The sequence below is a fragment of the Serratia sp. OLAL2 genome (genome assembly GCF_002752475.1).
GTDB lineage: Bacteria > Pseudomonadota > Gammaproteobacteria > Enterobacterales > Enterobacteriaceae > Serratia > Serratia bockelmannii.
Map to the genome: position 1 here is coordinate 363,404 of NZ_MSTL01000018.1, position 14,072 is coordinate 377,475.

Sequence of the window (14,072 nt, forward strand, 5' to 3'; positions counted from 1 at the left end):
ATGCGTCTTTCGCTCCCAATTCGTCATTACTTTGCTATACCTGATAGTCGATGGATTCATTTTATTGTCATGTAACTGACACGTCAGAGTCACGGCTCTGGCTTAAGTTTGCAGCGACTACGTCAGGAGATAACGCGATGTTCAGCCTGGATTCTCTGTTGCAAGATGCATTTCCACACCGCAATACCCCTGCCTGGCAGCGCAGCCTGCTAAGAACCCTTCTCTTCGAAAAAGAATTCAAACAGTTCGCTGCCGACTATCCCCACCTGAAAGGGCTCGATCTGATCGAGCAGGTGGTGGACTACTTCAACCTCAGCTGCGAGCTGGTGGACGGCGATCTGGAAAACATCCCGAGCCAGGGGCCGGTGGTGCTCGTGGCCAATCACCCGATCGGCTCGCTCGACGGCCTGGTGCTGCTGCGCGCCGTCGCGGCGGTGCGCCCGGATGTGAAAGTGGTGGCCAGCCAGCTGCTGACCTATATCGAACCGCTGCGCAACCTGTTCGTGCCGGTGGATAACGTCGCTTATAAAACCAGCCGCAAACAGATTGAAGGGATGCAGCAGCAACTGGACAATCAGGGCGCGCTGATCCTGTTCCCGGCTGGCGAAGTGTCGCGCATGAGCCCGAAAGGCATCCGCGATGGCCACTGGCATACCGGCTTTCTGCGCCTGGCCGCCAAGGCGCGCGCGCCGATCGTGCCGATCCACATCAGCGCGCGCAACAGCAACCTGTTCTACTTTACCTCGCTGGTTTATCGGCCGCTGTCGACGCTGCTGCTGGTGCGTGAAATGTTCCAGCAGCGGGGCGGGCGCATCAAGATCCGCGTCGGCGGCCGGGTGCCGTTCGCCAGTTGGCACGACGGCCACACCAGCGCCAAGGATCTGGCGGAGCGTTTTCGCCGCCACGTCTATCGCCTGGGCCAGGGCAAACCGGGGCTGTTCGCCAGCGAGTCGCCGATCGCGCTGCCGGAAGAGCGTCTGGAGCTGAAAAAGGCGTTGGCGAACTGCGAACGGTTGGGGGTAACGCCGGACGGTAAAACCATCTACCTCTATCGCCGCCGTGACGAAGCGCGTACGCCAATCCTGCGCGAGCTGGGGCGCCTGCGCGAGATCGCCTTCCGCGCGGTGGGGGAAGGATCCGGCCGCCGCCGCGATCTGGACAGCTACGACGACGATTACTACCACCTGGTGCTGTGGGATGAGGAAGAGCTGGAGATCGTCGGCGCCTATCGTTTTATTCCCACCGCCGAACAAATCGAACGCAAAGGGCTGGAAAGCATCTATAGCAACAGCCTGTTCCATTACGACCGCGATATGGAACCGATCCTGGCGCAGGGCATCGAACTGGGGCGCAGCTTCATTCAGCCGGCCTATTGGGGCAAGCGCGGGCTGGACTATTTGTGGCTGGGCATCGGCGCCTATCTGTCGAAATACCCGCAATATCGCTATCTGTTCGGCCCGGTGTCGATCTCCGGCGGCATGCCGCTGGCGGCGCGCGATTTGCTGATCGCCTTCTACCGGCTCTATTTCTCGCCGGATCACGCCTTCGCGCAGTCGCGCCGGCCTTATCCGGCGTCGCTGCCGCAGGTGTTGGCGCAGTTTGCCGGGGACAACTACCAGGAAGATCTGGTACGGCTGAAGAGCCTGCTCAGCAACATCGGCTGCTCGATCCCGACGCTGTACAAGCAATACACCGAGCTGTGCGAACCGGGTGGGGTGCAGTTCATCGACTTCGGCACCGATCCGGCGTTCAACAACTGTATCGACGGACTGGTGCTGGTGGATACCACGCGGCTCAAGCCGTCGCGCTATCAGCGTTATATCGCGGTGCACCAGCCACAGCCAGCCGAGACGGCATGACTACAGTCTGACTCATGCCTTTTTGATCTAAGCACGACCTTGGGGCCGGCGACGGGATAGCGCTACGATAAACGTTTTGCTTTCCACCGCCGGAGCCCGTCATGCCCCATTCGTTTATCCCGCCGTTATTGTCCGCCGATGAACCGCCCGCAGCTGCCGTTGAAATCCCGCGCGGCAAAGCGCCTTTTTTGCTGCTGTGCGATCACGCCGGCAAGGCGATACCGCAGTCCCTTGGCGACCTCGGTTTGCCGTCGGGGGAGATTGAACGCCACATCGGCTGGGATATCGGCGCGCTGAGCGTGTCGCGCCATCTGAGCCGCCAACTGGACGCCACGCTGATCCATCAGCGTTACTCACGGCTGGTGATCGACTGCAACCGGGCGCCCGGCATCGCCAGCTCGATCCCGCCTTTGTCCGAACTGACGCCCATCCCCGGCAATATCGGCATCGACGGCGAACACGCGCTGGCGCGCGAGCGTGAGGTATTTTTGCCGTATCACCACGCCATCGACGATCATCTGGGGCAACGCCAACTGCGCGAACTGCCGACGGCGGTGATCGCCATGCACAGCTTCACGCCGGTGTTCAAGGGCGAATCGCGCCCCTGGCAGGTGGGCCTGCTGTTTAACCGCTACCCGGAATTTGCGCTGCTGCTGGCCGAACTGCTGCGCGAAGAGGGGGATTTGCAGGTGGGGATCAACGAACCCTATGCGATGACCGACGCCACCGACTACACGTTGCCGGTGCATGCGGAACGTCGCGGTTTGCCTTATGTCGGCATCGAAATCCGCCAGGATCTGATCGCCGATGAACGCGGGCAGCAGGCGTGGGCGAAACGTTTCGCACGCCTGCTGCCGCAGGCCTGGCAGCGTTGGCAAATTTGACTTTAGGAATATTCCCAGAGATGATAACCGTAAGGAATACGTAATACGTCATTAGAAAAAAAGTCAGGAGAGACGTGTGGAGCACAGCGATAACGGACTGTTTATCAAACGGGAGCGTTTTGAAGTTCTGGCGATTCTGCGTGAAATTTGCAAACAACGCACGCCGCTGCGCGTAGAAAATCAGCAGCACCGGTTTCAAAGTCTGTTATTGAGCGTCGGGCCGGACAATATCGTGTTTAGCGGTGAGGAAGCGGAAAATGCCATCGACGGCGCCTGCACCATCGTGATTGAAAGCAACGACGCCAAAATCGAGTTTTCCGTCGGCCAGGCGGAACTGACCGAACATCAAGGCGTCCAGGCCTGCTCGACCCGGCTGCCGCAGGAGTTGGTCTACATCCAGCGCCGCCGTCAGTTCCGCATCACCACGCCACACTGGCGCCAATTCTTCTGTACCGGCGAATACCCGGACGGCACGCCTTATGAGCTGCGGATCCACGATCTGTCTGCCGGCGGCGTCGGTTTGCGCTTCGACGGGCCGCTACCGGATTTCTTCCAGCCGGGCCTGCAGTTCAAGAAAGCGGAGTTGGATCTGGGCAGCTACGGCAGCTTCAAGGTCAACATGGAGCTGGTGGTGGTCAACGACGATCAGGAAACCGACGATAACGATCAGGTGGTGCACTTCTCGCGCCTGTCATGCCGTTTCCTCAAGCTGGGGTTGGCGATGGAGCGCAAAATTCAGAGCGCCGTGTTCGCCTTCGAGCTGGATTTCAACAAAAAGAAAAAACGCTGATAGTGATCAGGGGCGGCACGCTGCCCCTGACTCTCCACCGGCCTTACGGCTTTAACGCCCGCAGGCTGCCGATTTCTTCCCAACCGAAATGTGCCGCTTCGGCCAGCACGTCGCACACTTCACCCCCGGCGGCGACCACGGCCGCGTCGAGCGCAGCGCCGTGCAGCAGATGGCTGACCAGCAATGCGGCGAACAGATCGCCGGTGCCTTTGACCGCCGATTTAACCTTCGGATGGGTAAAGCACTGTGTTTCCTGCCGGGTGACCAGCATCAATCCCACCTCGTCTTCGTGCTGCGTGACGCCCGGTGCGCTGGTGACCAGCACCCATTCGGTGGTGTCGTTCAACAGCGCCTGCGCGGCGTGCTGCGTCTGCTCCCGGCTGCTCAGTTGTCGGCCGCACAGCTGTTCCAGTTCAAAGCCGTTCGGCGTCAGGCCGTTGGCCAGCCGCAGGAACGGCGATCGATAGCAGTTGACGATGCGCTCATCCACGTAGATCCCTTCACCGTAATCGCCCATCACCGGATCGATATAGATTTTTATCTGAGGATTGAGCGAGCGCACCCGCTGCAGCCAGTTGGCCAGAATATGGCACTGCATCACATCGCCCAGGTAGCCGACAATCACCGCCCGGGTGCGCGTCATCACGCCGCGGGCAATCAGATCGTCGAGAAAGCCGCCGAACCACTCGCCGGAAATGACGCCGCCGTGCGGCTTGCCGTAATAGGGCGGGCAGCCGAACAGCACGCTCGGCACCTGCAGCGTTTCCAGCCCCTTTTTCAGCAGGGCGCGGTAGGCGATGCCGTTGCCGACGCTGCCGTAGACCACCTGAGATTGAATGCTGATCACGTCGATGGACGGTGACCGCAAGGGTGAAGACTGTTGCATGAGTTACATCCTTGGTTCGTTATTATCCAGCCAGCGTGCGAACACCTGCCGCGCGCGTTGTTCCAGCTGTGCGCCGTGGCACGCCGCCTGTTCGCGCAGGCTCTGTGGCGCAACGCCGGCCAGTTCCAGCTCGCAGGCATGGCCAATCAGCCAGCGTTCGATATCGCGATGATCAGCCTCCAGATGGAACTGCAGGCCGAGCGCGAACCCCTGATAGTCGAAAGCCTGATGTGGGCAAATCGCCGTGCCGGCCAGGCAGCGGGCACCGTCCGGGATCATGAACATATCGCCGTGCCAATGCAGCACCGGCGTATCGGCCAGCGGGGCCAGCACCGAGTCGTCTTCCGCCGCGAGCGTGCTCAGCGGGGCGAAGCCGATCTCTTTGACGCCGAGCGAGATCACGTCGGCGCCCAGTGCCTGGGCGATCACCTGCGCGCCGAGACAAACCCCGAGGGTCGGTCGCCGCTGCGCCAGGCGCTGTTTGACCAGCGCTAATTCATGGTCGAGAAAATCATAGCGCTGCTCACCGGAAAAGTGTTGGGCGGCGCTGATCGGCCCGCCGAGCACTACCAACAGATCGGTCTCTTCATTATTGATAGCACGAATATCATCGCGGCCGGCATCGTAATAGTCGATCTGATAGCCGCGCAGCGAGAGCAGAGAACCGAGGATACCCAGGTTTTCAAAATTGACGTGTCGAATGGCGACGGCTTTTTTCATTGTTCAACCTCGCTAGCGTGAGTGAAAGGGGTCAGCGCCAGCGACTCGCCCAGCACAGTGATGCCTTGCGCACCGCTCTGGTAGACGATGCGACGTTCGCTGACCTGGCTGAGCTGCACCTGATAACCCTGAGCGGCCGGGAACAGCGCGCACGCCTGTTCCAGCTGATCGGCTGCCCAGGGAGTGAACATCTGCAGGCGGGCAAAGGCTTTTCCTGCATACTGAATGTCGAGCACGTAATGTTTATCCATGGAACCCCTTACTTTTGGCCGCGGAAACGGGTAATCTATTTTGAACTAGTACAAAAGGATTTATGTATGAATTCATTGTATGCAAAAGGCGGCGGCGCTGTCCAGATTGCCGAGCAGATCGCCGCACGCATCAAAGACGGCGCGCTGCGGCCAGGTGAGCTGTTGCCGCCGGTACGCCAACTGGCGGCGGAGCTGGAGGTCAATCCGAATACCGTCGCCAGCGCTTACGCCCGATTGCGCGACGCCGGTCTGGTGGCGACGCGCGGGCGGGCCGGAACGGTGGTGCTGGAGCCGCCGCTGGCGGCGGTGAGTGCGGCCTATGTGCCGCGTCAGGTGCCTGCAGGGATGTGCGATCTGGCCAGCGGTAACCTGGATGCCGCATTGTTGCCGGTGCTGGCGCTTGGCGCGGCGGAGGTGTTCCCGCAGCAAAACGGCTATGACATCAGCGGCGATCTGCCGATATTGACCGGTCTGGGTCGCGAGTGGCTCGGCCGCCAGGGCGTCGCGCTGGGGGAGCCGGCGGTGTTCTCCGGCGCGCTGGATGCGATGGAAAAGGCGCTGCGCTGCCATGTGCAGTCGGGCGCGGCGGTGTGGGTGGAAGATCCCTGCTGGCCGCCGCTATTGACGCTGTTGCGCCACCTGCGCCTGCGGCCGCTGCCGCTGGCGGTAGATGAACAGGGCTGTCGGTTGCCGGAAAGCGGGGCGGCCGCTGCGGTGATCCTGACGCCGCGCGCCCACAATCCGACCGGCGCCTCGCTCTCTGCGCAACGCGCGCAGCAGTGGCGGCGTTTTCTGCACGACAACCCGCAGTGTCTGGCGATCGTCGACGATTTCTGGGGGCCGCTGTCGCAGCAGCCGCTGCATCTGCCGTTCGACGGCGATCGCGGCCTGTACGTGCTGTCGCTGAGCAAGTTTCTCAGCCCGGATCTGCGTATCGCGCTGGCCTGCGGCGACCCGACGTTGCTGCAGGCGATGCGCGCCGATCAGTACATCAGCGAACGCTGGGTCAGCCATATCTTGCAGCAGATCGCCGCCAGACTGTGGGAACAGGCGTTGCAGGAAGGGCAACTGCAGCGGGCTCAACAGGCGTATCAGGCCAGAAGGGATGAACTGGTACAGCGGCTCAATACGTTGAATCACACGGCGCTGGCGGCGGGTGAAGGGCTGCATCTGTGGTTGCCGGTGAGATCAGAAACCGCCGCCGCGCAGCTGATGGCGCAGCGGGGGTGGTTGGTGCAGGGCGGTGAACCTTTCCGCCTCAAGGGCGGCCCGGCGCTCCGCGTCAGCCTGGCTAACGTCACGCCGGCGCAGTTGGCGCCGCTGGCGCAGGATCTGACCGACGCCATGCGGGCCAGCGCGGCGATCAACTAGGCCGGCGTCAGGCTCTCCTCCGCCAGCAGCTGTAGCGAGGTGAGCCGGGCGCTCGGTTCGCCGATCGGCGTGTCGATGATGAACTCGTCCACGCCGTACTGCTGCTGCAGCAGCGCCAGTTGCTGATGTACCTGCGGCGCGGTACCGAGCAGGATATGGCTTTCCCGCGGCTCGATGCGGTAGTCGGTGGCGCCGGCCTGCTGCACGAAACTCTCTGCCTGCGCCAGGCTGCCGACGGTCACGCTCTGCTCACCGGCGACGTGCACACGGTATTGCTGAATATCCGCCGCCAGCGCCTCAGCCTGTTCCGCGCTTGGGGCCACGATCGCCGCCACCGCCAGCAGCGCCTTGCGGCCGCCGCTCAGTGCGGTGTAGTGCGCTAGCGCCTCGCGGATATCTTGCGGATTGCCGTTCAGATGCGCGGCGAACACGAAGGCCCAGCCGGATTCGGCCGCCAGCGTCGCGCTCTCTTTACTGGCGCCGAGCAGAAAGCGCTGGGCGGCGTGCGGCGGCAGCGGTGTGGCGCTCAGGCCCGGTTCGGCGTCGTCGTTCAGGTAGGCGGTCAGCTGCGACAGCTGCTGCGGGAATGCCGGTTTGTTTTGTCGGTCATGGGCGGCCTGCAGCGCCTGGGTGGCGAGCGGCAGCCCGCCGGGCGCTTTGCCTACCCCGAGATCGACGCGCCCCGGCGCCAGCGCCGCCAGCAGGTTAAAGTTTTCGGCTACCTTGTAGGCGCTGTAGTGTTGCAGCATCACGCCGCCAGAGCCGATGCGAATGCGCGACGTCTGGCCGAGCAGGTAGCCGATCAGTATTTCCGGCGACGGGCAGGCGAGCTGCGGCGTGTTGTGGTGTTCCGCCAGCCAGAAACGCCGATAGCCCCAGCGTTCCGCCTGTTGCGCCAGATGCAGCGTGCGCGCCAACGCCTGCGCGGCGCTTTCCCCGTCGGCGATCGGACTTTTTTCCAATATGCTCAAGGCATAAGCCATTTTCCCGCTCCTTTGATCATCAGATATGCCTGACAAATACCATGCGGGCGGCGTGAGGCTTAATACTGATTGGCGATAGGATATTCCATTGATCCAAAACGGATTTGGATATGCGTGGGACGGTAAAGCGCCACGGTGTTACCCCTCGAGCCAGGCCTTCAGGCGAATGGCGTCACGGTAGTGGCCGTAGCGCGGCTGCGCGCCGAGCAGGATCATCACCACCGGTTGGCCTTTGATGGTGGTGCGCATCACCAGGCAGTGACCGGCCTCGTCGGTAAAGCCGGTTTTCTGCAGCTGGATCTTCCAGGCCGGGTTATTGATTAAGCCATTGGAGCTGCGGTAGACCAGTTGGCCGCGGCCGGGGCGTACGATCTGCTGCTTGTCGGTGCTGAAGCGGCGGATCGACTGATAGCGATAGGCGTGATTGACCATCTTCAGCAGATCGTTGGCGCTCGCCACGTTGCGCGGCGTCAGCCCGGTCGGATCGTAGAAGCTGGCGCGTTTCATGCCGATGGCGCGCGCTTTCTGATTCATTTTCGCCACGAAGGCCTTGCGCCCGCCGGGATAGCTGCGGCTCAGCGCCGCGGCAGCGCGGTTCTCCGAAGACATCAGGGCGATGTGCAGCATGTCGCGGCGGCTGAGCACCGAGCCGATGGTCAGCCGCGAATGGGTTTTCTTCAGCAGATCGCGATCGGCGGCGGTGACTTTGAGCTTGCTGCCCATCGGACGTTTGCTGTCCAGGGCGACCATGGCGGTCATCAGCTTGGTGAGCGAGGCGATCGGCAGTACGCGGTTCGGCTGCTTCTGATAGAGGGTCTTTCCGGTGCGTTGATTGACGACCAGCACCGATTTGGCATTCAGCACCAGCGGTGGCGCAGCGGCATACACGGGCGCCAAAACGAACAGCAGGCTGAACAGAAGGGCGGCGCCGAAGCGCCGGACAGGCAGACGGAGAAAAGCGTGAGATAAAAGCATAACGGCGGAAATAGTGACCCTAAGTGATTAAAAAATATCAAAAGAGTCTGCCCGGCAAATGTGAAGGAAATAGGGCGATAATCGCTCAAACTGTTACAACAATCCCTTTTGCTGCAGCGTGAAGCGCGTAGCCTCGTTCAAATCGTAGTCCCCCAGGCGCTCGCGCGGCACCCAGGCGTAGTCGTCGAACTCGTCGTTGATCGTTACGTCGCGGTTGGCGGCATGGCAGTCGAAAATCAGGTAAATCATGTAGATTTGCTCCTGGCGGCCGTCGGCGTAGGTTTTCATACGCACGTCGTCGCGGAAGGTCCAGGGCGTGATGTTGTCGAGGATCAGCGCGGCGCCCAGCTCTTCGCGCACTTCGCGCCGCAGCGCCTGTTCTATTCGTTCACCCGGCTCGACGCCGCCGCCGGACAGCGCCCACTGGCCGGGAAACACGCCTTTGTGCGCCGCCATTTTGCACAGCAGGAAGGCGTTATCGTTTTCAATCAGCGGGCAAACAATGATGCGTTGGCGCATGGAAGACTCCTGTCAAAATGGAAAACAACCACTTTAACATGGGGTTTGGCACAGTAGCGTGAGAGAAATCAAAGCGTTGTCCTCGTACAGAGAAGCGGCAACCGCTTCTCTGCGCTAAGGTCAGTAGATTTCCGGCACCACCATGTTGTCCGGCACCGGGCTACGGTGGTATTCCGGGCTGCGTTTGCGCTGCGGCAGCGTGATGACGTTGCCTTCGGCCTCCTCATAAGACACCTGCTGCAGCAGGTGAGTGATGCAGTTCAAGCGGGCCTTTTTCTTGTCGACGCCCTGAACTACCCACCAGGGTGCCTCGGCAATGTTAGTGCGCGCTAACATGATCTCTTTGGCTTCGGTGTAGTCTTCCCAGCGGCGGCGGCTTTCCAGATCCATTGGGCTGAGCTTCCACTGTTTGAGCGGATCGTGAATGCGGCTGAGGAACCGCAGCTCCTGCTCGTCATCGGTGATCGAAAACCAATATTTGACGATTTGGATGCCGCTGCGCGTCAGCATTTTTTCGAATTCCGGCACGCTGCGGAAAAACTCCTCATACTCTTCGTCGTTGCAAAAGCCCATCACGCGTTCCACGCCGGCGCGGTTATACCAGCTGCGGTCGAACAGCACCATTTCGCCGGCGGCGGGCAGATGCGCGATGTAACGCTGAAAATACCACTGGGTGCGTTCGCGATCGTTTGGCGCCGGCAGCGCCGCCACGCGGCAAGTGCGCGGGTTGAGGCGCTGGGTGATGCGTTTGATCACGCCACCCTTGCCGGCGGCGTCGCGGCCTTCGAAGATGATCACCAGCCGGTGGCCGGTGCGCATCACCCAATCCTGCAGCTTCACCAGTTCGCCCTGCAGGCGCAGCAGTTCGCGGAAGTATTGTTTGCGCCAGGCTTTTTTCGCGTCGCTGTCGACTTCTGCCGCGTCGAAGCGCAGGTCGTCCAGCTCCATTTCCAGCTCTTCATCGTAGCTGTCGTAAAATTCTTGCAGCAGGCGCTGGTTGAAACCGTCATCGCGGTTGAATTCATGCATGGTCATCAGATTTTCTCCGTATCAGCCCGGTGTTAGAAATGGTTGAAGATCCAGTACAGCACCGCCGACAGCAGCACCGAGGCCGGCAGCGTCAGCACCCAGGCCATCAGTAGATTACGCAGGGTGGCCATCTGTAGGCCGGAGCGGTTGGCGGCCATGGTGCCGGCGATGCCGGACGAGAGTACGTGCGTGGTCGAAACCGGCAAACCGAAGGCGTCGGCCGCGCCGATGGTGGTCATCGCCACCAGTTCGGCGCTGGCGCCCTGGGCGTAGGTCAGGTGCGATTTACCGATCTTTTCGCCCACCGTCACCACGATGCGGCGCCAGCCGACCATGGTGCCGAGCCCCAGTGCAATCGCCACCACCACTTTCACCCAGAAGGGAATGAAGCGGGTGGCATTATCGAGTTCACCCTTCAGCGCGTCGAGGTTGCGCTGCGCATCGGGATTGATCTGCAGCTGACGCTCTGCTTTGAGGTGCTTGAGGGTCTCGGACGCCAGGTACATGTCGTTGCGGGTGTTCGACACCGCCTGCGCCGGGATCTTGTCGACCGAGCCGTACTGACGGATTTGATCGCCGATCGCGCCGGCCAGCTGCGCCAGCGCCGGTACGACTTCCGGCGTCAGTTCGCTGGTGCGCACATAGCCGGTCAACACCTCACGCGGCGGGGTTTGGCCGCCGGCCGGGAACTGGCGCAGCAGCTCGTTTTTGGTCACCTCCGCCAGCGCCGCCACCCGGGGGATCTGCTCCGGCGGCATCGAACGGTTCAGGGCGTAGGCGATCGGCATGGTGCCCACCAGGATCAGCATGATAAGGCCCATGCCTTTCTGCCCGTCGTTGGAGCCGTGGGCAAAGGAAACGCCGGTGCAGGTGAGGATCAGCAGCCCGCGGATCCACAGCGGCGGCGGGGTATTGCCTTTAGGCGCGCTGTACAACTGGCGGTTCTTGACGAACAGCTTTAGCGCCAGCAGCAGCAGGCCGGCGAACACGAAGCCGATCACCGGCGACAGCAGCAGCGCATAGCCCACCTTGATCGCCTGGCCCCAGTCCACGCCGCTGGTGCCGGTGCGGCCGTGGATCAGGGCATTGGCCACGCCGACGCCGATAATCGAGCCGATGAGCGTATGCGACGACGAGGCGGGCAGCCCGAGCCACCAGGTGCCGAGGTTCCAGATGATGGCGGAGAACAGCAGGGCGTACACCATGGCGAAACCGTTGCCGGTGCCGGCTTGCAGGATCAGCTCGACCGGCAGCAGTGAAATGATGCCGAAGGCCACCACGCCGCTGGAGAGCAACACGCCGAGAAAGTTGAAGAAACCGGACCACACCACGGCGACCATCGGCGACAGCGAGTGGGTGTAAATCACCGTCGCGACCGCATTGGCGGTATCGTGGAAGCCGTTGACGAATTCAAAGCCCAGCGCGATCAGCAGCGCCAGCCCCAATAATAAAAACGGAATGTAACTGGTATAGACGGCGCCGGCATCGCTGACGTCGTTAAATAAGTTCACTCCGGCAAACGCGATCCCCAGAATTAATAAGAAAACAAAAAAAAGAACAGTGAGTCGACTGTTCTTTTGATGCAGCTTGGGCAGGCTGGATGCGGCCGGCACACCCGTTTGAACGGCGCTGTTATCGCTCATAATGACCTTCCTGAAAGGATTGAATGCGGTAGCTGTCGCCTGAAAAGTATTCTGAATGAATGTGGCCTTTTTATGACGAAAATATTAATCATCGGGAACGGCGAAAATCATTAACGCCGATAAATAAAGATTGTTATAACAGCGGGGAAGGTCTTGGGTTAACGGCAACAGGCAGGATATGGCGTTATGGTGCAACGGTTAGCGGAAAAGATGCACAAGCTGGATTTTGATGATGAGGTGACCGGGCTGATCTACGGCCATGTGTTCCGCTCCGGTGAGGCGCCGGCGCGCCTGAACTCGCAGCAGGTTTGTCAGGCCTACCAAGCGTTGCCGCCCGGCGACGGTTTTGTCTGGCTGCACCTCAATCTCAACCACGCGGCGGCGGAGAAGTGGTTGAAAAACCATTTCGCCATTTCCGATTTTTTCTTTCACGAGATCCGCCACGGCTCCCACACCACGCGCATCGAGCGCCAGGGCGACGATCTGTTCGCGGTGCTCAACGACGTGATTTTCCACCCCGAGGACAGTAACCCGGAAACGGCGACGCTGTGGCTCTATTGCTGCCGTGGGCTGGTGGTCACCGTGCGTCACAAACCGGTGCGACTGATTGAACGGCTGCTCGGCCGCCTGACGACGCTGCAGCTGGCGTCGTCTACCGAGCTGCTGGCGCACCTGCTGGAAGAGCAGGAGGACGTGCTGGAGCAGGTGGTGCGGCAGGCCAACCAGTATGTCGATGCCATCGAGGATCGTCTGCTGACGAGCCGCGTTAAACGCAACCGCGCCGAGCTGGGGCGCATGCGCCGCATGCTATTGCGCTTTCAGCGCCTGTTGGCGCCTGAGCCGGCCGCGCTGTTTCGCCTGTTGAACCGGCCGCCGAGCTGGCTGAGCCGTGAGGTGGTGCAGGATCTGCGGCAGTTTACCGAAGAGTTCACCGTGGTGTTGAACGATCTGGCCAGTTTGACCGAACGCATTCGGCTGCTGCAGGAGGAGCTGAGCGCCAAGCTGATGGAGCAGAATAACCGCACGCTCTATACGCTGACGGTGATCACCGTGCTGGCATTGCCGATCAATATCGTCGCCGGTTTCTTCGGCATGAACGTGGGGGGGATCCCGCTGGCCAGCAATCACCACGGTTTTATCCTGCTGGTGTTGCTGGTCGGCAGTTTTACGCTGATCGCCGGTTATTTGGCGTTCAGGCGCAGGGACGAGACGTAATTACAGGCGGGCGCGGTACTCTTCTTCCAGCCGGGCATGGGTGCTCCAGAACGGCTGCGGCGCCCGGTCGTGCAGGCGATCCAGCAGGATATCCAGATGAGTGTGCCAGCCGCCGGCGACGCTGAGCATCTCGTCGCGGTTGGCCAAGCGCCGGTGGGTGACCGTCAGCAGCACCGCGTTTCCCTGCTCCGTCAGTTCGAAGGTCACTTCGGAAGGGCGCCCCTGATCCTGTTCGGCCCAGGTAAAGCTCAGCAGGCGCGGCGGGAACAGGCAGGTGATGTGGCCGCGGTTGCTGACACAGCCGCCGTGCTGTTTGTACTTGGCCGGCGGTTGCTCGTGCTCGCCGGCCAGATCGGAGTTGCGAAACTCCAGCTCCAGCGGTGCGCCGTTTTCCAACTTCATGGCGCCGGACGCCAGCCAGGTGGCGCGCTTGTCGGATTCGGTCAGGTAAGCCCACACCCGCTCGATGGGCCCGGGCAGCAGCCGCTGGATGCGCAGCGTGCCGGGTTCGATAATCATGCCGTAATCATTCATGGTTCACTCCTTGGGAGGAAGCTGTTCGGGCTGTAGCAGCGCCTGTTCGAGCGCATCCAGCCGTTCAGTCCAGAAATGTTCATAGGTTTGCAGCCAGTGCATGGCCTGCGCCATAGGCTCGGGTTCGAGCCGGCAGATATGGTTTCTTCCTTGCACGGTGCGTTGCACCAGGCCCGCATGTTCCAGTGCTTTCACGTGCTTGGAGGCGCCGGCGAACGACATCTGCAACGGCGCGGCCAGTTCGCCGATGCTGCGCTCACCGCCGGCCAGCGCGCGTAACATCGAACGGCGGGTCGGGTCGGCCAGCGCATGAAAAATGGCGTCCAGCTGTGAGGAAGATAATTCAACCATATGGTTGAATATAGAACAGGTGGGCTAATATTCAACCGTTTTGTTGAATATTTTTTTGCCCC

General features: G+C 61.3%; 15 protein-coding genes. 5 read left to right on the top strand and 10 right to left on the bottom strand.

The window, feature by feature from the left end; translation table 11 throughout:
• Nucleotides 1-137: 137 nt before the first annotated feature.
• From olsF to BVU99_RS15235, 3 genes are all read left to right on the top strand, one after another.
• Nucleotides 138-1,859, top strand: coding sequence for an ornithine lipid synthase OlsF (gene olsF / locus BVU99_RS15225; protein WP_025302952.1), 1,722 nt, complete (start codon nucleotides 138-140; stop codon nucleotides 1,857-1,859).
• A 101-nt stretch (nucleotides 1,860-1,960) separates the two neighbouring features.
• Nucleotides 1,961-2,743 carry an N-formylglutamate amidohydrolase gene (locus tag BVU99_RS15230; RefSeq protein ID WP_099817217.1) on the top strand — a complete coding sequence of 261 codons (783 nt, stop codon included), beginning with the start codon at nucleotides 1,961-1,963 and terminating at the stop codon, nucleotides 2,741-2,743.
• 76 nt (nucleotides 2,744-2,819) lie between these two features.
• Complete coding sequence (locus BVU99_RS15235) at nucleotides 2,820-3,533, top strand: flagellar brake protein (protein WP_025302950.1); 714 nt, start codon at nucleotides 2,820-2,822, stop codon at nucleotides 3,531-3,533.
• Nucleotides 3,534-3,576: 43 nt separating this feature from the next.
• On the opposite strand, the gene pdxY is transcribed toward BVU99_RS15235, so the two are convergent.
• From pdxY to BVU99_RS15250, 3 genes are read right to left on the bottom strand one after another with little or no spacing between them, the layout of a single operon-like run.
• Nucleotides 3,577-4,419, bottom strand: a complete 843-nt coding sequence (gene pdxY, locus BVU99_RS15240) for a pyridoxal kinase (protein WP_099817218.1) — start codon at nucleotides 4,417-4,419, stop codon at nucleotides 3,577-3,579.
• A 3-nt stretch (nucleotides 4,420-4,422) separates the two neighbouring features.
• Nucleotides 4,423-5,139, bottom strand: a complete 717-nt coding sequence (locus BVU99_RS15245; protein ID WP_043143441.1) for a glutamine amidotransferase — start codon at nucleotides 5,137-5,139, stop codon at nucleotides 4,423-4,425.
• A complete protein-coding gene (locus BVU99_RS15250; RefSeq protein ID WP_025302947.1) occupies nucleotides 5,136-5,390 on the bottom strand; it encodes a hypothetical protein in 255 nt (84 codons plus the stop codon). Before BVU99_RS15250 ends, BVU99_RS15245 begins: the two co-directional genes overlap by 4 nt.
• A gap of 66 nt (nucleotides 5,391-5,456) precedes the next feature.
• Between BVU99_RS15250 and BVU99_RS15255 the strand changes: the two genes are divergently transcribed.
• Nucleotides 5,457-6,761 (top strand): aminotransferase class I/II-fold pyridoxal phosphate-dependent enzyme, encoded by a 1,305-nt coding sequence (locus BVU99_RS15255; protein ID WP_099817219.1) that lies wholly within the window; start codon nucleotides 5,457-5,459, stop codon nucleotides 6,759-6,761.
• Here the strand turns inward: BVU99_RS15255 and BVU99_RS15260 are convergent.
• The 5 genes from BVU99_RS15260 to BVU99_RS15280 form a co-directional block, all read right to left on the bottom strand.
• Nucleotides 6,758-7,744: an MsnO8 family LLM class oxidoreductase gene (locus BVU99_RS15260; RefSeq protein ID WP_089195922.1), complete on the bottom strand. Its 987-nt coding sequence runs from the start codon at nucleotides 7,742-7,744 to the stop codon at nucleotides 6,758-6,760. The genes BVU99_RS15255 and BVU99_RS15260 overlap by 4 nt on opposite strands.
• Before the next feature lie 138 nt (nucleotides 7,745-7,882).
• Nucleotides 7,883-8,719, bottom strand: coding sequence for a D-alanyl-D-alanine endopeptidase (gene pbpG, locus BVU99_RS15265; protein ID WP_089195921.1), 837 nt, complete (start codon nucleotides 8,717-8,719; stop codon nucleotides 7,883-7,885).
• Nucleotides 8,720-8,812: 93 nt separating this feature from the next.
• Nucleotides 8,813-9,238: a nucleoside triphosphatase NudI gene (nudI, locus tag BVU99_RS15270; protein ID WP_049207497.1), complete on the bottom strand. Its 426-nt coding sequence runs from the start codon at nucleotides 9,236-9,238 to the stop codon at nucleotides 8,813-8,815.
• A gap of 120 nt (nucleotides 9,239-9,358) precedes the next feature.
• On the bottom strand, nucleotides 9,359-10,273 hold the full coding sequence (ppk2, locus tag BVU99_RS15275) for a polyphosphate kinase 2 (protein ID WP_049207500.1): 915 nt from the start codon (nucleotides 10,271-10,273) through the stop codon (nucleotides 9,359-9,361).
• Between the two features lie 26 nt (nucleotides 10,274-10,299).
• Entirely contained in the window at nucleotides 10,300-11,910 is a 1,611-nt protein-coding gene (locus BVU99_RS15280) for an inorganic phosphate transporter (RefSeq protein ID WP_089195920.1), read from the bottom strand.
• A 186-nt stretch (nucleotides 11,911-12,096) separates the two neighbouring features.
• On the opposite strand from BVU99_RS15280, the gene BVU99_RS15285 reads away from it, so the two are divergent.
• Entirely contained in the window at nucleotides 12,097-13,125 is a 1,029-nt protein-coding gene (locus tag BVU99_RS15285; RefSeq protein WP_099817220.1) for a transporter, read from the top strand.
• Here BVU99_RS15285 and BVU99_RS15290 read toward each other — a convergent pair whose 3' ends face one another.
• Together BVU99_RS15290 and BVU99_RS15295 are read right to left on the bottom strand one after the other, a co-directional pair.
• A complete protein-coding gene (locus tag BVU99_RS15290) occupies nucleotides 13,126-13,659 on the bottom strand; it encodes an SRPBCC family protein (protein ID WP_025302939.1) in 534 nt (177 codons plus the stop codon).
• 3 nt (nucleotides 13,660-13,662) lie between these two features.
• Nucleotides 13,663-14,010 carry a metalloregulator ArsR/SmtB family transcription factor gene (locus tag BVU99_RS15295; protein ID WP_004938187.1) on the bottom strand — a complete coding sequence of 116 codons (348 nt, stop codon included), beginning with the start codon at nucleotides 14,008-14,010 and terminating at the stop codon, nucleotides 13,663-13,665.
• Nucleotides 14,011-14,072: the final 62 nt, after the last annotated feature.